At 43.5% G+C, this 23,328-nt stretch carries 17 protein-coding genes; 1 reads left to right on the top strand and 16 read right to left on the bottom strand.

Translation table 11 applies throughout. The features are described 5' to 3' along the window. Window positions 1–4: 4 nt before the first annotated feature. The 10 genes from GSQ66_RS01920 to GSQ66_RS01965 all read right to left on the bottom strand — a co-directional run bounded on the left by GSQ66_RS01920 (window position 5) and on the right by GSQ66_RS01965 (window position 16,075). The gene (locus GSQ66_RS01920; protein ID WP_162425907.1) at window positions 5–3,163 is read right to left on the bottom strand and encodes a PA14 domain-containing protein; all 3,159 of its coding nucleotides are present in this window, start codon (window positions 3,161–3,163) and stop codon (window positions 5–7) included. 717 nt (window positions 3,164–3,880) lie between these two features. Then, a complete protein-coding gene (locus tag GSQ66_RS01925) occupies window positions 3,881–5,044 on the bottom strand; it encodes a glycosyltransferase family 61 protein (RefSeq protein ID WP_162425908.1) in 1,164 nt (387 codons plus the stop codon). Window positions 5,045–5,212: 168 nt separating this feature from the next. Next, complete coding sequence (locus GSQ66_RS01930) at window positions 5,213–6,490, bottom strand: glycosyl hydrolase (protein ID WP_238395784.1); 1,278 nt, start codon at window positions 6,488–6,490, stop codon at window positions 5,213–5,215. Then, window positions 6,490–7,335 carry a glycosyltransferase family 2 protein gene (locus GSQ66_RS01935; protein ID WP_162425909.1) on the bottom strand — a complete coding sequence of 282 codons (846 nt, stop codon included), beginning with the start codon at window positions 7,333–7,335 and terminating at the stop codon, window positions 6,490–6,492. The genes GSQ66_RS01930 and GSQ66_RS01935 overlap by 1 nt, the downstream gene beginning before the upstream one ends. 18 nt (window positions 7,336–7,353) lie before the next feature. After that, window positions 7,354–8,289 (bottom strand): nucleotide-diphospho-sugar transferase, encoded by a 936-nt coding sequence (locus GSQ66_RS01940; RefSeq protein WP_162425910.1) that lies wholly within the window; start codon window positions 8,287–8,289, stop codon window positions 7,354–7,356. 37 nt (window positions 8,290–8,326) lie between these two features. Beyond that, window positions 8,327–9,652: an O-antigen ligase family protein gene (locus GSQ66_RS01945; protein ID WP_162425911.1), complete on the bottom strand. Its 1,326-nt coding sequence runs from the start codon at window positions 9,650–9,652 to the stop codon at window positions 8,327–8,329. 90 nt (window positions 9,653–9,742) lie between these two features. Beyond that, window positions 9,743–11,170: a lipopolysaccharide biosynthesis protein gene (locus tag GSQ66_RS01950; RefSeq protein ID WP_162425912.1), complete on the bottom strand. Its 1,428-nt coding sequence runs from the start codon at window positions 11,168–11,170 to the stop codon at window positions 9,743–9,745. Window positions 11,171–11,351: 181 nt separating this feature from the next. Next, window positions 11,352–13,724 (bottom strand): GumC family protein, encoded by a 2,373-nt coding sequence (locus GSQ66_RS01955; RefSeq protein ID WP_162425913.1) that lies wholly within the window; start codon window positions 13,722–13,724, stop codon window positions 11,352–11,354. Between the two features lie 3 nt (window positions 13,725–13,727). Beyond that, a complete protein-coding gene (locus GSQ66_RS01960) occupies window positions 13,728–14,492 on the bottom strand; it encodes a polysaccharide biosynthesis/export family protein (RefSeq protein ID WP_162425914.1) in 765 nt (254 codons plus the stop codon). A gap of 368 nt (window positions 14,493–14,860) precedes the next feature. Beyond that, entirely contained in the window at window positions 14,861–16,075 is a 1,215-nt protein-coding gene (locus GSQ66_RS01965; protein ID WP_162425915.1) for a glycosyltransferase family 4 protein, read from the bottom strand. Between the two features lie 317 nt (window positions 16,076–16,392). Here GSQ66_RS01965 and GSQ66_RS01970 point away from each other — a divergent pair, with 317 nt between their 5' ends. Then, window positions 16,393–17,382 carry a polysaccharide deacetylase family protein gene (locus GSQ66_RS01970; RefSeq protein ID WP_162425916.1) on the top strand — a complete coding sequence of 330 codons (990 nt, stop codon included), beginning with the start codon at window positions 16,393–16,395 and terminating at the stop codon, window positions 17,380–17,382. A 94-nt stretch (window positions 17,383–17,476) separates the two neighbouring features. Here the strand turns inward: GSQ66_RS01970 and GSQ66_RS01975 are convergent, their stop codons facing one another. The 6 genes from GSQ66_RS01975 to GSQ66_RS02000 form a co-directional block, all read right to left on the bottom strand. Beyond that, on the bottom strand, window positions 17,477–18,112 hold the full coding sequence (locus GSQ66_RS01975) for a class I SAM-dependent methyltransferase (RefSeq protein WP_162425917.1): 636 nt from the start codon (window positions 18,110–18,112) through the stop codon (window positions 17,477–17,479). A 162-nt stretch (window positions 18,113–18,274) separates the two neighbouring features. Continuing rightward, window positions 18,275–18,487 carry a DUF1737 domain-containing protein gene (locus GSQ66_RS01980; protein WP_162425918.1) on the bottom strand — a complete coding sequence of 71 codons (213 nt, stop codon included), beginning with the start codon at window positions 18,485–18,487 and terminating at the stop codon, window positions 18,275–18,277. 377 nt (window positions 18,488–18,864) lie between these two features. After that, window positions 18,865–19,503: a hypothetical protein gene (locus tag GSQ66_RS01985; RefSeq protein WP_162425919.1), complete on the bottom strand. Its 639-nt coding sequence runs from the start codon at window positions 19,501–19,503 to the stop codon at window positions 18,865–18,867. 152 nt (window positions 19,504–19,655) lie between these two features. Next, on the bottom strand, window positions 19,656–20,189 hold the full coding sequence (locus GSQ66_RS01990; protein WP_162425920.1) for a CopD family protein: 534 nt from the start codon (window positions 20,187–20,189) through the stop codon (window positions 19,656–19,658). Between the two features lie 1,012 nt (window positions 20,190–21,201). Then, on the bottom strand, window positions 21,202–22,575 hold the full coding sequence (gene hemN, locus GSQ66_RS01995; RefSeq protein WP_162425921.1) for an oxygen-independent coproporphyrinogen III oxidase: 1,374 nt from the start codon (window positions 22,573–22,575) through the stop codon (window positions 21,202–21,204). 158 nt (window positions 22,576–22,733) lie between these two features. Continuing rightward, window positions 22,734–23,264: a hypothetical protein gene (locus GSQ66_RS02000; RefSeq protein ID WP_162425922.1), complete on the bottom strand. Its 531-nt coding sequence runs from the start codon at window positions 23,262–23,264 to the stop codon at window positions 22,734–22,736. Window positions 23,265–23,328: the final 64 nt, after the last annotated feature.

Genomic DNA, 23,328 nt, shown 5'->3' on the forward strand with positions numbered 1-23,328 from the left:
GACCTTATTGTTTCATCAGGTTAATGCTCTTGGCCGAACCCTGGCTATCTGTGTATCTCAGGATATACAATCCTTTTTTGATGTTGATGCCAGCCAGGTCAAGCTCAATCTTGTTGTTTGTAAGTTCAAGTGCTTTCTGCTCGTAAACTACTTTGCCTACCTGGTTCAGAAGAACTACTTTCTGCAGCTTAACTCCCTGCTGATTTCCGAAATCAAGTGTGATCATGTTCGTGAACGGGTTCGGATAAGCAGTTGTGTTCTCAAAAATTATCTGCGTATTTTCAGTAGTAACAGATGCTGTTGTTATCGCATCCGCGCTTCCCATTGGCGACAGGTACTTGCCCGGTATCGGTCTCTCCTGCGTGCCGTTTGGCAGTGTCCAGCCTACGGCCAGGTTATCACCACCGCCACCTTCCAGGTGCAATGCTTCAATGTAATAACGTTTGCCAGCTTCAAGTGCAATAGCTACCGACTTCTGAGAAGATGCCTTTGTCCATTGGCGAGAATCAGTATACACTGTTGCCGAAGCGATCTTCACTTTCTTCGCCGGATCTTCAGATGTACTCAGGTAAAGGTCCGCCATGTCATCCGCCGCAATCCAGAACGTATAGTTACCACTTACCGGTGCCGTTACATAACCTCGTATACGCTGGCCATAGTTGTCACCAACATTCGATGGCGATTCGAAAATTGTTAGCTCAGTCTTCGAAGTAGGCGTATTAGCTACTGGTATTACGCTCACGCTGGTGCCATGTACATTTGCCCAGTATTCTCTTGTGATCTTACCAGTTGGTGTTGTCACGATCGGAGTTGGTTCAGGTGCCGGAGCCGGCGCAGTAGTTGCAGTGCTGCCCATCGGTGACAGGTACTTGCCCGGTATCGGTCTTTCCTGCGTGCCGTTTGGCAGCGTCCAGCCTACAGCCAGGTTGTCTCCGCCACCGCCTTCTATGTGTAGGGCTTCGATGTAGTAACGCTTGCCAGCCTCCAGCTTAATGGCTACTGACTTCTGCTCACTAAGCTTAGTCCACTCACGTGGGTTGGTCCACTGTGAAACAGATGCTACACGGGTTTTCTTTGCAGGGTCTTCAGACGTACTCAGGTATAGTTCAGCCTGATCATCAGAAGCGATCCAGAACGTATAGTTGCCGCTTACCGGTGCTGTTATATAACCGCGTACACGCTGGCCATAGTTGTCACCCACATTCGATGCAGTTTCAAACAGGCTAAGCTCTGTCTTTTTAGCAGGTGTCGTGCCCACTGGGATAACCGATGTGCTGGTGCCATGTACGTTTGTCCAGAACTCATGCGTGATCTTGCCCGTGCCGGTTGAAGGCGACGTTACAATTGGCTCACTTGGTGCAGGCGTTGGTTCAGGTGCCGGAGCCGGCGCAGTAGTTGCAGTGCTGCCCATCGGTGACAGGTACTTGCCCGGTATCGGTCTTTCCTGCGTGCCGTTTGGCAATGTCCAGCCTACAGCCAGGTTGTCTCCGCCACCGCCTTCTATGTGTAGGGCTTCGATGTAGTAACGCTTGCCAGCCTCCAGCTTAATGGCTACTGACTTCTGCTCACTAAGCTTAGTCCACTCACGTGGGTTGGTCCACTGTGAAACAGATGCTACACGGGTTTTCTTTGCAGGGTCTTCAGACGTACTCAGGTATAGTTCAGCCTGATCATCAGAAGCGATCCAGAACGTATAGTTACCACTTACCGGTGCTGTTATATAACCACGTACACGCTGGCCATAGTTGTCACCCACATTCGATGCAGTTTCAAACAGGCTAAGCTCTGTCTTTTTAGCAGGTGTCGTGCCCACTGGGATAACCGATGTGCTGGTGCCATGTACGTTTGTCCATAACTCATGCGTGATCTTGCCTGTGCCGGTAGTAGTTGTACCTGTTGTTGGAGCAGGGGCGATTGTTTCGATAGAAGGTGCTGGCGCTGGAGCTGGAGTTGGCTCCGGTGAGGCGATAGTTGTACCTGAACCGTTAGGACCCAGTACAATACCTTTGCTGCTCAGCTTTTGCTGCCATCTGTTAAATTCATCAACTTCGTGCTGCTTTGTGATTACCCCAGAAATAGACGTGTTGTTTGATTGTGTAGCGCCTACCATGTCAGAGATATCTCTTCTGTCGTTTGGCCAGCCCCATGCCATAACACCTACCGTGTTATTGTCGATAGAGTTAGCGAAGGTTGTTCCCATTTTGTAGTAGTCCAGGCTCCAGAAACCTGAAGTATACATGTTAAAACGTGTGCCGTTATCGAAAGTAGCCGAGTTGATAGCTCTGTTGTTGTAATAACGGATGTTATTTCCGCCTGCAATACCCATGCTATAGTTACCTACGTTCACAAGGTGATTCTCGAAACCTTCAATGTAAGCAGTAGCAGTGCTGATGTTGCCATCGCTATCTGAAAGTATACCACCACCAGAATAGCTGCTGCCACTTGCATCAACAGGGTAAGCACCCTGAATATAGTTGTTGTGGATTTTGATCGGAGATGAAGATGTTCCGCGGGAGTTGAAGATGTTGATGTTATCTTCTACCAACGACTTGTTTGGTTCGTTTATCACCTGGTTCCAGGCAACCTCTACGTTAGGAACTGAGCCACGATAGTTAAACTGTACGAATTGTGAGTGTACTTTACCGCCATGTACGCGGCCATCAATGTTCTTCACTTTGTTATAACGGATCTTGATCGTCTGGCTTGCAGTACCGTTTCCACGGTAATCGTCGCCAACACCGATACCGGCTGTACTCTCCATGTAGCAATTCTCTACTACAAGGTTTTTAAAGTCGTTAAGAGAAACAAAGCGGCGGGTTTTAGGATACTCCGTGTAAGGTGTAGGTGTGATTCCATACCCGTTTGTGTTCTTTACTGTTATATCAGCAGCATAGTACCAGCTCTTAATAAGATAACCGGCACCGCGAATATTAGAGTTGATGATAACAACCGGCTCGGAAGTACGGACATCAACGGCAGGAACGTCGGAGTTTGTAGATTGCCAGTTTCCGGTGTAAGTACCACCTTTTGTGATCACTAAAGGACCACTATAGGTTTGAGCCTGAGCTGTTTTTGGTGTGAATGCACTCACAATGAATGTGAGCAATAGAGCGAGCAAAACCGAGCTCGCCTTCTTATTTGCATAAGAGGTGTTTGGATTCATCTTTTTTGGCTAAAAGTTGAAAATATTAATTTACCTTACTTATTCTTCTCTTTGGTGATCTTAGAAAATTCTCTTTACCTAAGAGAAGAAGAGCTTTTTAACTGACATCTTAAGAAAAAGCGTGTTGTTTAAATTGCTCATATATAAGTTGTTGCAAATATATGAGGTAAAATTTTACAAATGCTAATACCTATCTCAAATTTCTGAATAAAATTATAATTACTTTAAAAATTTATAACTGCTATATGTGTAAAAAAATGCTTCAGGGCTTTAATATAAAGGTTTATAGAAAAGTTTCGGTTACAATAAATATTTTTTTATCAAAATAGTTATATTATAATTGTGTAATTATTTGGTTTAAAAGTGTAACTAAATCTATGGGTTCCATATTATTGTATCAGCAATAAAAAATATTGAAAGTAAATTGAAGAAAATATAGTTGAATATGAATTTATTGTTACATATAAATATAACTATATATGGAAAGCCGGGTTTAATCATCCAAAGCTTAAATGGTTTTTAGATCAATTAAATATAGGTTTTATAATATGTTTATGACAAAGGCCAGCATCCATGAACTATAGAAGGGGAGGATGAAGAGGCTGTATGTAGGGGATGAGCAAGCTTTCGTTGGTTACAAATAAAAAATCTGTTACATAACAAAGGCTGATTCTTAAGAATCAGCCTTTGTTATGTAACAGATTAACCTATAGTTGCTTAAGCTACCTGCTGCTCAGTGTGCGCTTCTGTTTTAAGCATCTCAGTTACAAGGTCCATTACTTCCTGCACATTTACCTGCCCGCATGTTCCCGGGTGCGGGCCAGCCTGTGTATACCTGTATCTGAAACCAAGGCCGGAAGCTAATCTTGCAAAGCAGTCATTAAAATGGTTATGCGCAAAAATCTCCAGTAATCGTGCTTTGCCTTTCGTCCAGACTATATTACTTAGCCCGGCGCCATGGGGAGCAACTATAAAGGATGCCTGCGAGAATAAGGCAATCTGCTGCGCAAACGAAAGTTGCTCACTATAGATAATGGTGAAGCCAATAGCCTCCAGTGCTTTCTCCAGTTCTTCCTCGTTTGCCAGGCTCCGGTTTTTGGTCTTACTTCTTGAGATGTAAATCAGGGGCTCTTTGGGTACTGACAGTTGCATCTGGTTCAGCACCTTATTGCGGAAGTTCTGCAACGCGCTTATAGTTACAGGATGAATAAAACCTGCATCCTGCTCCTGCTGGAACATAGCAAAGTTTGAAACCTGCTTTACCCCATCGGCAACTATAATTCTTTCGGCATACGTATTTTCATCGAAAACAAGCTTTAATACATCGTTGCAATACTGTGGGCTATTTGCCGGTATCATTACTTTAGCTTCCGGAAAATTTTCCAGCGTTACCAGCAGGCCAGCCAGCGATTCGAATACCCAATGATAAAACGGGTTGTCGGGGCAGCTAACTATAATATCCTGTTCTTTTAATTTGCTGGTTGGCAACAACGGTTCGTGCAGCACATTATCCCAGCCAATTAACCTGAAAAGTGAGCCGATGCTTTCAACTAAAAAGTGTTTGTTCTCGAGCCAGGTCAATCCCGAAAAAGGAGAAACGGTGACATCTTTCAGTAAATAGAGGTTTTTCTTTTCGAATGCCTTCGATCTTCTGAAGTTTGCAGGAAAGCTTTCCGGAAAAGGGTAATGTGCTATAGTTGGGGGAGAGATAGTTACAATACTGTTTACATGCCTGCTGACAGTGTGCAAGTGAAAATCTTCTTCCACAGAGTTAACTATAGTAGCTGGCGTGTTTCCACTTAACCTGCCAAGTAGCAGTTGGGTTGCTTTTTTGGATATCAGTACTCGGTATTTAGCTATTACAGCTCGTATGGTTTTCATTATAGGGCTCAGACTTGGGTAGTAAAGGGTGTAAATATTCAGTCAGTTTACTAACTAGGTTAACAATTGATTTCTTTTGCAGCTTTTACGTGTACAATTCAGCTTCTGTTCTTAATGCCAATTTCCTGTTGACCGGGAGTACTGTAAGTACAGTAAACAATAACCTGGCTAAAAAGGAATGAATGGTTTGTTTTTACCTGCAGGTCCTGGCGTGATAGCATTATCCTGAAGTTTTTGCTGCCACCTGGTAAACTCTGCTACTTCAAGTTGCCTGGTTATAATGCCCGGAATATGAATATTATCTGCTACGATAGCGCCTTTTACATCAGAGATATCTCTTCTGTTATCCGGCCATCCCCATGCCATTACACCTACTATGTTATTATCAATAGAGTTTGAAAAGGTGGTTCCCTTTTTATAATAGTCCAGGCACCAAATACCGGAGGTATACATCGAGAAGCGTTTAGCATCCTTAAAGGTAGCTGCGTTAACTGCTCTGTTATGGTGGAAACGGATGTTATTTCCGCTGGCTATGCCCATGCTATAGTTGCCGAGGTTAACGAGGTGGTTCTCATAAGCTTCCACGTAAGCCGTACAGGTTTTTAAATCGCCATCCCCATCCATCAGAATGCCTCCGCCTGAAAAACTGCTGTCGGCAGCGAACAACGGATAAGCGCCTTGTATATAGTTGTTGTGTATCTGAATAGGCGAAGCAGCTGTGCCCCGCGAATTGTGTATGCTGATGTTATCTTCGACCAGCGAACGGTTTGGTTCGTTAATTACCTGGTTCCACGCAATTTCGGCATGAGGCAGACTTCCCCGGAAGTTAAACTGAACGAATTGCGAATGTACTGTTCCGGCATAAACTCTGCCATCTATGTTTTTAACCAGGTTATACCGGATCTTTACTGTTTGGCCTGGTGTGCCGTTTCCGCGGTAATTATCGCCCACGCTTATGCCTGCTGTGCCCTCGAGATAACAATTCTCAACTACCAGGTTTTTAAAATCATTCAGTACGATAAAGCGCCGCGTTTTAGCAGACCCGGTATAAGTAGTAGGAGAGAGCCCGTAGCCATTGGTGTTCTTTACAGTGATGTCGGCATTGTGGTACCAGCTCTTTATTAATATACCGGCACTCCGGATATTGGAATCGATGATCACAACCGGCTCGGAGGTCTGAATATCAACGGCCGGAACATCAGCGCTGGTTGATTCCCAGTTGCCGGTGTAAGTGCCGCCCTTTGTTATAACTATAGGTTGGCTATAGTTCTGAGCCAGCTTTGAAACCGCCTGATCTTTTCCGAAAGGCCTGAAACTATACGTAGCTATAATGAGGCTGATTGCTATAATAACTATAAGCGCCACCAACAGCCCGCCAACTATAGTTCTATGTTTAGCGGGCTGGATGGTGTTTTTATCAGCAGCAGCTACGTTGGCATTGCGCATTACTTCAGAAAATAGCCTAAAAGTCGTCGGGTGTACCCGTTCAGTAAATGGTAAGGAATATATGGAGCAGGGCAGTTTTTGAGCGTAAATCGGGTAAAGTCTCTCAGGTTGCCGCCTCCTTTCAGGTCGAACAGGTGCTTATAGTAGTTTTTAAGGCTCTTATTGCTACGTAGCTGGCGTTCACCGCTTTCTTCCGGGTAAGTGAGCAACTTGGCATCATAATTTACAAACAGTTCAAAACCTGCTCTTCGGGCGGTGTGTGTAAAGTCATAATCTGCAATGTAGTGCGGGAACCTATCCTCGTCAAAAAGTCCGATCTTTTCGAACACTACCTTTGGTATCAGAAGTCCTCTGCCGGGAAGGTGCGTAACGGCATGTAATCCTTTCCGGTTTGATTCCGGCAGATTGGCAAGCACCTGATCTATGGTATTTAGTTTCCAGTTAAGTCTTTCGCCGCCGAAAATAGGCTGTTTTGTAAAGGCATCAAGCTCCAGCGCGCCAATCAGGGCTTCCGGTTTTTGCCTGTGCCAGTAAATCATTTTCTCGATCAGGTGCTCGTCTGTTACCACGTCGTTGTTCATGGTCATAAACAGCTCGGATCTTTGTTTAAGAGCATGCCTTAAACCCATATTCACGCCTGCTGTCCAAAACAGGTTACCATCGCCTTTCAGAATATCCACTTCCGGAAACTCTGTTTTCAGCATTTCTTCTGTACCATCCGTAGAGCCGTCATCAACTATAGTTACTTTATAGTTTGGGTTGGTCTGGCTTCTCAATGATTTTAAACATTCCCGGGTATGCTCTTTCCTGTTAAAAACAGGGATTACTATATGTATAGGTTTCATCGTATCAAATAAGTTTTGTTAAAGACTGAAGTTGAACAAAGCCTTTAGCTTGGCACTTGCTTTATCGCGCATCATCTTATTAAAGTTGCGGCGGTCAGATTCCACATCCCGGATCACGAATTTCGGGTGGCGGAGCGGAAATTCGATCTCCTGTTCGTATACCTGTGCCTTTTTATCGTGCAGGTTAAACGTATGGGTCGCATCCTCGCCAAAGCCTATGTTACGCACCAGGTTTACTTCCGGAACAATGCAAAGGCCTGAGTTACTATAGACGGTAAATTCCCACTGGTAATCCCAGACATCGCCTTTCTGTATGTTGGTAAATGTCTCTTCAAGCTTGCTTAAGCGGTATGTCTGTTCCAGTTTGTTCAGGAAGATGCCGTTTAAATAGCCTTTGTGCTTCAGCTCCTGGTAGTTGCCCAGGTTAAAGTCGTATAGTTGCCAGGCGCGGCGCCATGTTGCCCAGCCCCAGCTATTCACTTTATCTGAAAAGTAGTACGAGTAGTCGGAGTCGCGGCGCCAGCCATCCAGGTAGTTATTGCCACTGATGTGCATTACGCGGGTATCTTTCTTGTATCTTTCAAGCGTCTCCTGGCAAAACCAGAAAAAGCTTTGCGAAGGAATGCAGTCGTCTTCCAGTATGATACCTGTTTCCTCGTTTTCGAAAAGCCAGGAAATAGAGCGGGAGGGAGCTACGCCACAGCCCAGGTTTTGGTCCTGGAAAAGCGTTTTAACTTCACAATCCCAGTCAACCTGTTCCACTATACGGCGGGTTTCAGCGCATCTTTCAGCATCGGTGGCAACATGTGCCCGGGGGCCGTCGGCGGCGACATAAAGTTTTTTAGGTTTAACCTGCCGAATGCGTTCAAATACTTTTTGTGTGGTATGTGCTCTGTTAAATATGATCAGCAACACCGGAGTGTGCAGCGGTTCTTGCGGTAATGAAGTATTCATACATCAATAAGGGTTTTAGTATATTCTTCTACTGCTATTAATAAGAAGAAGTTGTGGCTTCTACGGATGATGGAAGCGTACGTTGAGGCAAAAGTCGCCGGGCTTTCATACGCAGACCGGATTCCTTGATAAAACTCATATACGGAACATGTTCTACTTCGATGGCAGCAATGGCCCAGCCTAAGATGCCATAAAAGAAAACCGGAAGTACGTAAGAGATCGAAAAAATGAAACTACTGCATATAAAGGCAACCAGCATGATCTGGTTTATAGTTAGTACCCGTTTCTTAAACGCCTGAACAATAGGATATAAGGCAATAAGCAGGTAAAGTCCAAATCCGACCAGGCCAGTATAGAAAAAGATCTCTAAATAAAAACTATGGAAGTGGTGGCCGTGGCCGTCTTCAAACACCGGTGCGTCAATGTCATCGCGCCAGAACTGTATTGGCAGTTCAAACCCATCAAAGCGCATCCCGAAGAAGAAGTTATCCTGTATAAAAGGCATGTAAGACATGATCTGGATATAGCGCCAGCCGCCTGTTCCCTGTTTGTCATAGTTCTCTATATCCGAGAAGTTTTCCTGCACTTTTTCGATGATCTCGGGGTGGATGGAAAGTATAAAACCACTGCCAATGACAGCCAGAATACCTACCAGCGTACCGACAGGAAGCAGCTTGGCTATGAAGTTTATTGGCTTGTCTGTTTTAAGCCTAATCAGGAAATAGTAAACTACCAGTACAAAAGCAGTCGAGATCCAGACGGTGCGGTGCTGAAAGAAAAAGATGGCGAACAGCACAAAAAAGGACCAGAAAAGGCTCATGAACTTCCCTTTATAAAAATAGTTGCTCATGAAGTACAGAAAAGGCACTACCAGCATGTATACTGAAGTAGAATAGACTCCCCGTTCGTGATTTGTAAAAGCCGAGATACTGAGCGTATGTGGCTTAATGAGCAATACATTCAACCAGAAACCGATCAGTATAAACCATATCACATGGCTGGTTTTGATATAGTAGTTTGCTTTATAAAAAGTATAGACAAAGAACGTATAGGAAAAAATGAGCACCTTCACGAAAACGTGCGGGTAAACCATAAAAGTCCCGTAAACATACTTCGATTCGAAAACAAGGCCTGCCACATACAACAGGAGCATACAAAATGCAAACCGCATATAAGTAGACATGCGCTGGAAGTAAAACAGGCAGTACATAATAGAGAATACTGCACTACCTTTTACAAGGGTACTCAGCAGGAGCTCCTGGCCAACAGGATTATCGGGCATAGCCAGCTCAATAAACATGTTATCCATGAAGAGGATAAGTGCCAGGGGAATTACAAAAAGAAAGGAGTAATTCAGTTTCATGGTATAACTTAATTTAACAGCTACTATAGTTCACCTTATAAGCTATGCATGTTGTTATACGCATCGTTAGCAGGGTGTAGCGTGTCAGTTCTATTTGGTGTTTAGTATGTAACTCTTGTATAGTTGAAATGCCCTGCCCGATCGCGTACTCAGCTTATCCGGAAGACCTGTTTTCGACAACATAGCCTGTATCTCAGATTTCAGGATCTTGTGCGGGAATAACAGGCTGAGTATTGCTAACAATATAGCTCCTGTTATAACCTGGGCAATTAATATAAGTAAAGGCGCCAGCGCTGTAGTACGTAAAAAAGAACTGAACAGATATAGTAAAATGCCGATGACAGCACCATTAATTATTCCGGGTAAATAAACGGATAATTGTTGCCTGTACGGCAGTATCAGAATCTTATGCATCGCCCGCTGATAAAAGAGGGTGCGCACCAGTTCGGCCAGTAAAAACGCCATTGCAAATCCCTGCAAGCCAAAACCTCGCAACGAGAACATTAATATTCCCAGCACTGATACAAAAACGACATTGAGCACGATCTTAGAATTCAAAGCCGCTTTGGCGTCGCAGATAATTCCTGCGAACATGGTAATTAAGTTTATGGCAACCGCAAAAGACAGAATCTGCAGAATAGGAACCGATTCGCCCCACTGTTTGCCGAGTAACACATAAACCAACTCTGGCGCTGCTACAAAAATGCCGGCACATGCAGGTATAACCAGGGCTATAACCAGTGTTATGCTGGAGAGGTAAACTTTGCCCAGCTTTTCATTATCAGACTGCATTTTGCTGAAAGACGGGAAAATGACTTTCGAGATGGTGCGGGTAAGCATGTACATGGGCAGGCTGACCAGCTTATGGGCCCGGTCGTAAATACCCAGTTTATAGTCGCCAAGCAGACGGCCAATCAAAATAGAAGGTAAACTCGCCGAAAACCACTCCAGTAAACTGTTTACAGACATTTTGCTCCCATAGCTGAACAGGGGCTTCCAGGCGCTCCACTTAAAATGCATTATTATATTATGCCTTACGATGGCATAAGAACTTAGCCCAACTATAGTTGCCTGCGACAACGAAGCCAGTATCAAACTATAAACTCCAAAGTCCAGGTAGGCCAGTATAACACCTATGCCCAGGTAAGAGATAACATAAGAGCTTGTTTCGAGGATACTGATTGCTTTAAAACGCATGTTGCGCTCCAGTAAACTAAATGCCGTAGCTGACATACCGTTCACCAGGAATGTAAGCGACATAACGCGTACTACCGGGGCTACATCAGGGTTTTTAAAAAGCTGGGCAGCCAGTGGCGCAAGCGCCCAAACAAGGCCTGTAAAAACAAGGCCCAGCAAAAAAGAAGAGGTAAAGGCTGCGCGTATATGCTCATTCTTCAATTCCTCGATCTGGATAAGGGCTTTATTAAGGCCCATGTTGGCGAAGTAACCACCAAACTGTAGTATAATGATAGAGATAGCAACTAATCCGAAAGCTTCAGGATCTAGTAGTCTCGCCATAATAGAGGTATACCCTATCTGCATTACAGCATTCGCTATAGTTGATATGGTATTCCACTTTAGGCCACTGATGGCCTTTGATGCTAAACTCTGTCCCATTCCCTCAAAAACTGTCTCGTAAACAGAGCTGTAGATGTATTTGACCCTACAGCTCTTCTGGTGTATTTATTAATTTGCCGTGCTATACGTAATAATATTCTGCCTTACGCTTATAGCCATACTCGTAGGTACTGCTATAGTCCAGGTCATTTATAAGCATATAGATGTTCTTGATCTTTTTAGCAGCATATAGTTCTTCAATCTGGTGCAGCAGGTCGCGGTTGGTATACTTATGTTTCACCACGTACAGGTTTACATCCATATGGCGCATCAGTACAAAATACTCCGAAACAAAACCGATAGGAGGTGTGTCAATCACTACGTAGTCATACTCTTCTTTCAGCTGGTTTATCAGTTGCTGCATTCTTGGCTGTTCCAGTAACTGCAACGCATTCTCCGGAATTACACCACACGGTATAATGTCCAGGTTCTCGTTCTGTGTTTTCTGAACAACTTCGTGCAGTGGCAGGCCTTCAGTCAGGTACGAAGACAGACCTACGTTTATAGTATCTTTAAAGTACTTCGTGAAAGTAGGCTTGCGCATATCTGATTCTATAAGCACCACACGTTTGCCCGATAAAGCCAGCTCGGTACTAAGGTTGACAGAACAGAAGGTTTTACCCTCACCGGATACAGAAGATGTTATACCGATCACTTTAAAGTTGCTGTCAGACATCAGGTACTGAAGGTTAATGCGTATCGACCTGAAAGACTCTGCAATAGCTGAGCGCGGCATGTTCTGTACGGCAAGCTTATCTGATTTAGGGCCATGTGCCACCACGCCCAGGAATGGTATGCTTGTAATGTTGCTCAGGTCATCTTTGCCCTGGATGGTATTGTCAACATTATTCATAAGAATCACAAAACCAGCCGGTATAGCCAGACCAATAAGCAGAGCAAGCAGGTAAATCATTTTCGGCTTCACGTTAACCGGCGCATTACCTACCATAGATGCATGATCCACTATCTTTTTGTCGGTAGTGTTGGTTGCTAAAGCTATAGCTGCTTCGCTGCGTTTTTCTAACAGGAAGTCATATTTCTTAGCTATAAACTCAGACTCATTCTGTAAGTCCATAAGTCTGCGCTCATGTTCAGGCAAAGAAGCCAGGTTACCCTCAATTCGGGCTATACGCTGGTTCACATCGTTAATAGAGATATCAGCTGAACGGATCAGGTTCTTAAGGTTGGCAACTATAGCGCCTCTGGTGTTATCAATCTCCCCTTCAATTTTGCGGAGCATGGGGTTTTCAGCGCTTGCCGTAACACTATAACCTGCTTTTTTCTGGTTCAGGTCAGCTAACTGAAGGAACAGATCGTTGATGATCGGGCTCTGAATACCGGCTACTGTAGGAGATACTGACTGCGCTATACCGTTACCATTCTGCACCTGGTCAAGTATCGTTTCGAAATAAGACTTGTCCGTGTTAAGCTTTGCACGTTCTGCTTCCAGTTGCGACAGCTTCTCGTAGCTGATATTTGACTGCACACCTATATTGGCAATGCGGTTTGTAGACCTGAATGATGATAAAGCCTGCTTACTCTGGCGAAGCGAGTCTGTTAGGGTAGCCAGCTGCTTGTCAATAAACTCCAGCGTCTTCTGACCGTTCAGGTTCTTTTCTTCCAGGTCCCGGGCAACGTATGTTTCCATCAGTTTATTCAGGAAAGCAAGCTGCTTTTCAGGTATACTTCCTTTTGTTGATAATGACAGCACACGTGCCTCACGCTCGATAGGGGCAACACCTAACGAAGCCTGCTGTTGTTTCACAAGGCTTTCAAGGCTGTTAATCAGGAAATAATATTCTTTACCCGGTGCCAGGTCTTCTACTTTATTACGCTCCAGTGTAAAATTCAGGAATTCGCTTTTGTACGGCTGGCCGAACTTAAGCTGCTTTTTAAATTTTACTTCCGGTATCGCTTCAACCACGCTGTGTGTCTTGAAATCATAGCGCGACACTTCTTCAGCTTCAATATTGATTTCATAGGTTTTGTCATCCACTACCCGGACAACTATAGGAACATCTACCAACTGATGTGCATTGGTATCCAGGTTTACAGTGTAAGGGGCAGATTCGTACTGTTCCTCCACAACAAGGTTTCCTATCTTATTCAGCCAATGGTCAGATACCTTATAATATGCTACCGCAAAGTCAAGGCCCTGAAGTGCTTCTCTGATTACCTCAGCTGATTGTATTAATCCTATCTCATCTTCAACTTTGATACCTTTGCTTTGTACCTGTAAAACCTCTAATAGCTCCTGCGCTTTCTTAGATCCGGTTTGCTGGTCGCCGAGCAGGAGAGTGGCATTGAATTGGTAAACACGCTGCGATGTTTTAACATATACATAAGCAACTGCAAGCGAGATAAGGGCAAAGGCAGCAAATAAATACCATTTAGACCTAAACTTAAAGAACCAGCTTTTTAAGTCTATTTCGTGACTTTTTTTATTTTTTCTCATCGGTTATTTCAGATAATTAAGCAACAAGACACCAGTAGAGACGATGCTGAGCATTACGCCCACAACCACAAGGTTTTCTCGTTTTAGTTGTGTTTTACGTGGCTCCACATAAATTACATCATTTGGCATCAGGTAATAGTACTGGGATTGTACGAGGTTAGGATCGGTGAGGTCTAACAGCACAACCTCAGATTGTTCTCCTTTTTGCCTGATCAGTTTTACGTTCTGTCTGTTGGCTCCCTGGGTCAGGTCGCCGGCCATGCTTAATCCTTCCAGCAGGTTGGCGCGGTCGTTATAAATATGATAACGGCCAGGCGCTTTAACATCTCCTAAAATGCTTATTTTAAAACTGATAAGCTTTACCACTACGGTAGCGTCTGTTATATAGCGGTTAAGGTTACGCTGTATCAGGTCCTGGGACTGTGATGTGGTAAGGCCTTCCATCTTCAGTTTACCAACAGTTGGCAGGTTTACAAATCCTTCGTTATCTATGGTATATCCACTGAGGTACATAGAGCCAGGGTCAGACATGCCGAAAGCATTTGTAGGGCTTACAATGTTAAACATATCGGCCATATCCGGGTCCACGCTCAGCACTTTTATAGATAGTACATCGTTTGGCTGTAGTTTATATACTGCAAAAGAAGTGGTATGTGTTGTTGGTGTTGTCTCCTTATAGTTCGGATTCTGCATGTAAACAAGTTCCTTTTTGGTCATGCATGAAGAAACAAGCAGAAGCAGTGAGAGAAAGTATAAAAGGTTTCTCATGATTTTATGTAAGGGTGTTGTGTTAAGGATTAAGTAATATTCTGGAATATTACAGCTGTTGAGTAAGTCGGGGCTTTTACGCTGCCCCGTTTATTAGTTCAGGCATATATACTTCTCTTGTTAAAAAAGGGTTCTTAATAAGTTTAATATTTTAATATGTTATTTTTTGACCGGTCTGCTAGTTGCTCATAAACAAAAAGATACCCTCAGCCTGTTTGTTTTAAAAGCCGGTATGCATCTTTTTTAATATGATTAAAATGCAAATTGTGGATCAGCTAAAAAGTTAAGCGGCTCACCTGTAAAAGGTCCTGAGGTTTATGCAATATCAGGCAGGTTAGTTTGTCCGGGTACAGCCAATGGTAAATGCCTTAGTAAATCTCAATGTTTTTGTTTTCCAGCTGAGGCCTGCTCAATTCCTTTTCAGATGTGGGTTCTGTTTTTGAAAGCATCTTGTACATTAGCCCTAGATGCTGCCTTAGGATGATCTCTTCAGAAAAGTTATTCCTTACAAACTGTTGGGCAGTCTTTTCCATTTTTAACCTAAGTTCGTCGTCGGCTAACAACTTCGTTATAGCATCGGCCATACTATCCGGAGAAGAAATGTCGCATAATATTCCGGCCTTTCCATTATCTAACAGTGTTGGTACAAAACCGCTTTTTTCTCCGCCTATCACAGCAGTACCTACAACCATGGCCTCCAGTAACGCCATCCCAAAAGATTCCTCCATAGACGGGCATACCAGTACTTTCGCTCCTGCTACTTCCTCTAATACTTCTAGGTTAGGTAGGGGGCCTACAAACTTAACTCCGTCGGCTAAACCTCTTGCTAGTGCATACTGGTTGGCCGGTCCGCCCTTTTGCATATCCACGCCCACTAAGTGTAGCGCTACATCCGGGAATGTTTTACGCACCTTTTGGAATGCCTCCAGTGCCAGGTGTATATTCTTGCGTTTGGTAAAACCATTTGAAGAAGCAACTATATAATTGCCTTTTGTCCCGCCCGGCATCTTTATAGTCTCCAGCTCATCCGGATAAAAGTTTGGTATAACTATAGTTCTGGCCCTTGTAGCTGCCGATAGCTGTTTAAAGGTATAGTCTGAGTTGGCAACCAGTGTGTCAGATTTCCTTAATACCCGGTAATTCATCATCCATCGTACTAACCTGAATGGGTCAAATTGCTTCAGCAGGATTTTGATGGCTACATCGTGTATGTTTACTATAGTTGGAATACCGGAGCCGAGGGCGGCAAGGGCATATTCATACGTCCAGAAGGCACTGATAACCTCAGCAGGATATGCCTTGATCATTTTTTTCAGATCTTCTACTTCAAAATTGAAGAATCGTCGTCCGGGTTGTTGTTTTTCTCTGCTGATACAAACAGTCAGTTTGCCGCTTTTAAGCACTTTGGGCTCCGTAATGTCAGGAGAGTTTGTATATACAATAACCTCGTGGCCGCGCTTAAGCAGTGCATTAACAAAATAAGAAGTAAGCGGAAATGTATTTGTTAAAGGGAGTGAACTTTTCGGTATATTCCAGTGCAGTAGTTTAAGGTCAACAGGGCCACATACGCCAACAGTCATCATAGGTAGGGATTTCGTAAATAGTATATTATTGTAAGCTTGGACAGAGAGGACAGCAATACTGCTGCGCCGACAGGTACATATACTTATAAAATGTTGTGGGGTTTTGAATAATTTATTTCTTTTCTAGTGTTTAAACTGTATTTGGACGTATTTTTAGTAGGACTTCTATAGTTTCGAGTAATGATCTGGAAGATGTTGATTCGTTAATTTATAATAAAACCAAATTTTATCTAATAAAGTATATTGTTGAGATTGTTTGGTTTGTGCCGAATGCACTCTCGAAAGCGGTATTTAGAATCTCCAGAGCTTTTATCCCGATGAAAACAACTTTAAGAAACACGATACACCAGATAGACGTGATAATTGCGCCGTTGATACTATCTGCGGTTAAAGAGTTGAATGCGCTTAATACGTATCTCTTTCACGCGCTTTTTAAGGATAAAGAAGAGCTGTCAGCAGGCTTGGCGGACCCACAGCAGCAGGTAACAGTTGATGTTTTCCGCCAGTTTATTTCCTATCATAAAGAAAGGGATTACACGTTTGTTTCACCGGCAGACGTGCTGCAGGGGCTTGCGCCTGACAGGAAGTATATTATGATTACGTTTGATGACGGGTATTATAATAACCTGCGTGCCATACCAATACTTGAAGAATTTAATGTACCCGCGCTGTTCTTTATATCGGCAAACCATGTGCTGCATAACAAAGCTTTCTGGTGGGATGTGGCGTACCGCGAAGGTAAAAAAGCAGGCATGACAGATGAAGCACTTTTAGCTGAAAAAAAATACCTGATAACTCTGACTGGTGATGCCATAGATGCTTATATCATAGCTAAATATGGCCCGGAGAGCTTTAAACCGGTAGGGGATACAGACCGACCTTTTATTCCGGCAGAACTGAATAAGCTTGCACAGCATCCGTTGGTACATATCGGGAATCATACCTGCGACCACGCCGTTCTGATAAATTATGATGCTGAAGGTATAAAAGAACAAATCAGCAAGGCTCAGGATATTATAGCGGATATAGTTGGGTACCGGCCAGTAACTATAGCTTACCCTTGCGGGGAATTTAACGACACAGTTTTACAGGTCTGCAAACAGGAAGGTATTAAGCTGGGAATTACAGTGGAACATGCCAAAAACTTTAGCCCGAAACTATATGAATCCGAAAACCTGCTCATGCTAAACCGCTTTACTATATGGGGCCAACAAGATCTTAAAAGCCAATGCGACTTCTACAGGTCTGATTATCATGTGCTTGATAAAATGAAATGGGTGCTGCAGAAGTTTAAAGCAAAAGGATAGTCTGACTGGATTTACAGTTTAAAAGGGCACTGCTAACCTGTAATAGGATCCGAGCAACTATAGATTAGCCCTTGGGCAAATAACAATGTTGCAATTACACTTTCTTTGCTCTCAGGAAATCCATTACATGGGTTGAGTTCTGAAAACCGGTGCGCTGCGGAAGCCCCTCGTATTCTGATTTGTAAAAAAGCTCTTTGCTGATCTGTAACTCTGTTGGGTCAGGGATCAGGTCGTTGTTCCAACCCACCAATAACATACCATCTGGTTTAAGTATTTTATGCAGCGCTTTATAAGTTTGTTCCTGCATTTCCCGGGTATCAACTCCATGTCCGAAAACACCGTTCAGCAAAACTATGTCGAAGCTGGCAGGGGCTACATAGTTATCTATATCTAAAATACTTGCCACTAAGTGCTTTTTGCCACCCCAGATCACATTGTTCTCATCAATGTCTACTGTAACCAGGTCCACGCCTTTGTTAAAAAGCTTAAGCGATTCCCAGGTATAATAAGCGCAACCCACGAACAGGATACGGCCTTGTTTTAGTTTGGCAAGTCTGGGGTAAAGTTGTGTGTTAAGCCATATGCGGTCCGGCTGTAGTTTAAAATAAGTATCATCCAGGCGGAAATTCAGAAGAAGCCAACGTTTCAGGGGCAGGTAAAACAGATTCTTTAAAGAAGCACTGTTTTGTATGCCCCTAGCATTGCCAGTTATAGCAGCAAGCTGTGCCATGTTCGTATAGATTTAGGGTAAAATGATATCCATTCTATACTATCGGACCTATCATTGAGTTGTATGCCTGAAGCCTGATATTAAAAAAAAAGAACCACTCCGGTATTTGCATAAGGTGCATTGCCGGAGTGGTTCGTCTTTGGCTTATATCTTTAAGTAGGATTACTCAATCCATTTAGTGCGCTTTTGTTTGGACGGGCGCTGCTTACTACGCTGCATACGAAGTGCATCAGAAGGCCTGCGTTCCAGCTGCTGGGCAAAGCCATCGTTATGTTCCAGAATACTGCCTTTCAGTTTCCAGCCCATTGGGAAAAAATCGGCCACTTTTGTGGCTAAAGAATCAAGATCAGGTGCGGTTATAATATTGTACTCCATAGTGATATAACTAACTTCAAGGACAATATAGAAAATAAAAACACAGGTTGTATGGCGCGGCTACGGAATTTTAGTGAAGAAGGTTATATTTTTTTAAAATTTAATAAATGCATTGGTATAGTTATATAAAATACCTTCTATTGCTCTGCTTTGTTTGTTTAAGTGCAATTGATGGATGGTCGTATTACATCATGAATTTAGGAATAAAGGCAAATAACCTGTTTATCTGTAAGTTACATGTCAGTATAAACGATGAGTGATTTTCGCTCTCAGCTAAAGAGAAATTGTAACTTATTAAATATAAGGAATCTATAAAGCCCCGGCCAATGATATGGATGCCCGGCAGTGTGCATTGTTTAGAGTAAGAATATCTTAAACTAAATTTCAGGTTCCTCTAGCGTGTCTAGTTTTATCTTTTCAATCAGCAGGTAATTTTTAAACTGGTGGATGAGTCGTGTCATCTCCTGTTCTTTTTGCTCTAGTGCTGTTACTTCTTCATCAGAGTCGGCCAAAACAGGACGAAGTCTATTCAAACTTTCCTGCATCTGTTCAATTGATTGCAGGATATGCTCGCGCATAGTTTGGTTCTGTTCGGTTTCCAGGGTAGTTTCCAACTCCTTCATATAAACTTCTAAAAACTCTACCAGGTGCCACGGGTTATTAGGGCGATTCCAGGTGAAGGTGATGTTGCATCTGCGGCATTTATATGTATTGCAGCGCCAGCCATGCTCGTTGCTGGTTGTGCCGGTTCGCTTCAGCATATCTGCGTGTTTGCATTGCGGACATTGGGCATTGTCTTCTACCACCTTTTCAAGGCGGGCACGCTTTTCCAGTATGATACTGCGGTTCTGAGCATGTGTGTATAGTTGCTGCTCCAGGTTCTCACAGGCTGAAGTCAGTTTTTCGTGTTCAGGGTCCAACTGGCCTTTTTCTATCAGCAATTTAGCGCGCTTACTAAAAAAGCGGATTAATTTGATCAGTTCACGCTCGTTGGCTTTCAGTTCTGGCTGCTTCATGGGTAGTTAAATTGCTAGGTTGTTAGATTGTTTGGTGTTGCTTCACGCCTGGTGTTATTTAGGTAAATAGAAGCATACCTCGATAAATAGGAAACAATATGTTTATGGTGACCTTAAAACGATTGTGTTTATAGCATTTGGCTACTCTGTTTCTAACTCTTCTCGCGCACTCGTTTGTAAATGCGGATAGCCAGCATTAGGATTGCCGAGAAAAGTATTAGCCCGATAATGCCCCATAGCATGCTTAGCGAACTTTTTAGGACAACCAGGAACACAATACTGATCAGAAAAAGTGTGGCTACCTCGTTCCAGATGCGCAATTGGGTGGAAGTATACTTTAATTTGCCTTGTTGCTGCTGCTTAAAAATGCCGTGGCACAGGAAATGATACACATAAAGCCCCATCACAAAGCATAATTTCCAGATAAGCCAGTTGGGAGTGCCGCCATACAAATGCCACATGCTCAGGCCGAATATAAGCGTGAGCACCGCCGATGGCCAGGTAATGCCATACCACAGCCTCTTCTGCATCAGTTTGAATTGCTCCTGCAGAATGCTGCGTTCCGGTTCCGGCTTCTCCGCGGCCTCAGCAAAGTAAATGAACAGACGCACAATGTAGAATAACCCGGCAAACCAGGTAACCACAAATATGATGTGTAGCGCCTTAACGTAGAAATAATAGTCCATGAACTATAGTAAGTTTACTGCAAAAGTAGTTTATAATATAGTAACTAAAAATGCGGGCTTGTCAGTGGTGTGTAAAAAGTTGAGTGTAATCCGCAAGCCTGAAGCGGGGTTAATAGGGATTTAATTGATTAATTGGATTTGATAGGCCTGGCGGTGTGCGCAGCTCCTACTAGCGTTTAGGCTATAATTCTATCTCTCTGTTTTTGTCATTTCGACATTAGAAGAAATCTGTGTTCTATAGTTGGCTACATTACTATTCGAACCAAGCCTTTTCTTTCATAGCCTTCTTTAATCCTGGGAGCTTTACTTGCCTATCGTTTCAATCCAGCTTTGGTGCCCTCACGGCCGGGAGGCCCCGTCTTCGGGCATCGCGCTGTTGCTTTCTTGCTACCCTCGTACCTCGGGTTGGCTACGCCACCGCAATAAATCAAAGGCGCTCAACCCAAAGACTGAGATCTTTCGATAGCTCATACTATAGTCGATTGGAGAAGCTATAGTTGCTTGGCCTTATCGTGGTTGTAGTTCCGTAGGGACAGGTCGCGACCTGTCCGCTCGACAGGCTGTAACTATAGTACAGTAAATCAAACTATAACAATTTCAGATTTCTCCTTATAGTCGAAATGACAGTTGGGCAAGTTGTAGCAGAAAGTCCCCTTCGAAGGGGGCTAGGGGGATGACAAACAGTAACTATAGAACTATAGCTAGACTATAGCTACAACAGAAATTCCCCTCCCGGGAGGGCAGGGGTGGGTTAAAACAGCAACTATAAAACGATAGCCTCAACAAGAGCAAAGGCCAAAAGCTCCTTCCCCTGTTTTTAGGGGAAGGCTGGGAAGGGGTAAAACCCAACTATAGAACTATAACTCAACTATAAGAAAAGCATCAATCCCCAAAATCCACCGCACCCACCTTAATTGCGCAAATAAAAAAAGAGCTGTCTATAAGAACAGCTCTTCTAAAAAAATCAAAATCCAAATCTTATAAAATCAACTTAATCTCAATTAATCCCGGTTCAGACCGATTTACTAAACACCGGCGTGGTGGGCTGTTGCAACCATAACCTGGCATCCAGGCACATGGCGATGTTACGCACGAACGGATGACCGGCCGGTAGGATAGTAATACTGTTGCTTGTATACTCCACTAAACCATCTTCGGCAAGCGGTTGCAGTCGAACCAGGGCATCACTAAAGTATGGTGCAACGGCAGCATCCCAACTGGTACTAAACTGGCACATCAGGTTTGTAATGTGCTGGCGGATCAGGCGGTCTTCGGCGGTAAGCTCGTGGCCTTTCAGAATTGGTAGAACACCGGAATTAACAGCAGCTTCGTATGCCTCTACTTCTTTAATGTTCTGCATAAAGGCAGTACCTGTATCTGATATGCTCGAGCAACCTAAGCCGATTAACAACTCGGTGTGGCGTGGGGTATAGCCCATAAAGTTGCGGTGCAGGGTGCCGTTCTGCGCAGCCAGGTATAACTCATCGGTTGTTAGGGCAAAGTGGTCCAGGCCGATTTCCACGTAGCCGGCTTCTTCCAGCATGGCGCGACCCATTTCGTATAAACCACGTTTTACAGATGGCTCAGGCAGGTCTTCTTCTGAGTAGCGGCGCTGGGCTTTGCTTTTCCAGGGCACGTGGGCGTAGCTATAAAAGGCAATACGCTCCGGACGAAGCTCTTTTACTTTTTCTATAGTGTAGCGTACGCTCTCGGCAGTTTGCATTGGCAGACCATAAATTATGTCGCCGTTTATAGACGTATAGCCAATTTCGCGGGCTGCATCAAATATCTCCTTGGTCTTAGCGAAGGTCTGGATGCGGTTTATAACGAACTGAACTTTTATGTCGAAATCCTGGATACCTACGCTCAGTCTTCTGAAACCTAGGTCGTACAGTACCTGTAATTGCTCGGCGTTGGTGGCGTTTGGGTGCACTTCTATGCTTAAGGCGGCGTCTGGGGCCAGTTCGGCTTTCTCCAGCAGTTTGCCCAGCATCACTTTAAGGTTCTCAGCTCCGAAAAAAGTAGGTGTACCACCACCCAGGTGCAGTTCTGTAATGCGCGGCTTCTTCCCGAAAACCTGCAGGTAGCGTTCCCATTCCTTTAATATGGCTACTATGTAGGGCTCTTCTACGGCGTGGTTCTTGGTAATGCGCTTGTTGCAGCCACAATATGTGCAAAGTTTCTCGCAGAAAGGCAGGTGCATGTACACACTTATGCCGTCTGTATCATTGGTCTTATCGAAAGCCTGTTTTACGTGCAGCATCCAGGTGGCTTCGCTCAGGGGAGTTTCGTCCCAGAACGGCACGGTTGGGTAACTGGTGTACCTCGGCGAAGGCACATCGTATTTGGCAAGTAGTTCAGTTGGTGTAGTTACTGGTGCGGTCATAACTTCGGTTTTTTGTAAGCCAGCCTATAGTTTGGGCTGAATTTCTGTTACAAAGGTCTGAAGAAGCTGCGCCGCAGGAAATGATATATGTCAGTAGTAGGGGAGTGGAAAGGGAGATATTTGTCAGGTTTGGAGAAACTATAGTTAAACTAATACTTCTAATCGAGTTTAGGCTTCGGTAGGGTTATAACATCAATAAGTTTCCCTGTACCCTTGAAGTCCTCTGAATCTTCAAGGTTGAGATTAATAAATTCAGAATTAAACTCACCTTCAAGAGTAAATTTCAACTTTTTGATGCTCTCTAAATCGATAACTAAAATAACATAGTTGTTACCACTTCTAAGTTGCTCTATCTGTTTATGATTAGCCTGAAGGTCGATATAAAATGTCGGTGAATAACCAGTATTTATAGTTATATAATCAATACTATCTCTTTTATAAATATCAGTAATATCCCCATCTTGGATTAATTGGTATCTAGAATTTACAACCGGATGAAAATCTATTGAGTATTTAAAGTTGAGTGTGTCGATTATATATTTAACATCATACTTTATCACAAGATCGTTGACAAGCTTTTCTTTCTGCTTATTCAAGCGATTGAGTTTCTCAATACGACTTGATTCTTCACTCGGAGAACAAGAAACTAGCAAGAGAAATAATATCTGTAAGAGTATTTTAATTTTCACTTTTATAGATTTTAGTTTTAAATAAGAACCAGAAAATAGCACATGATATGATTGAAATAATAAA

The sequence above is a fragment of the Pontibacter pudoricolor genome, assembly GCF_010092985.1.
In the GTDB taxonomy this organism is placed as follows: Bacteria; Bacteroidota; Bacteroidia; order Cytophagales; family Hymenobacteraceae; genus Pontibacter; species Pontibacter pudoricolor.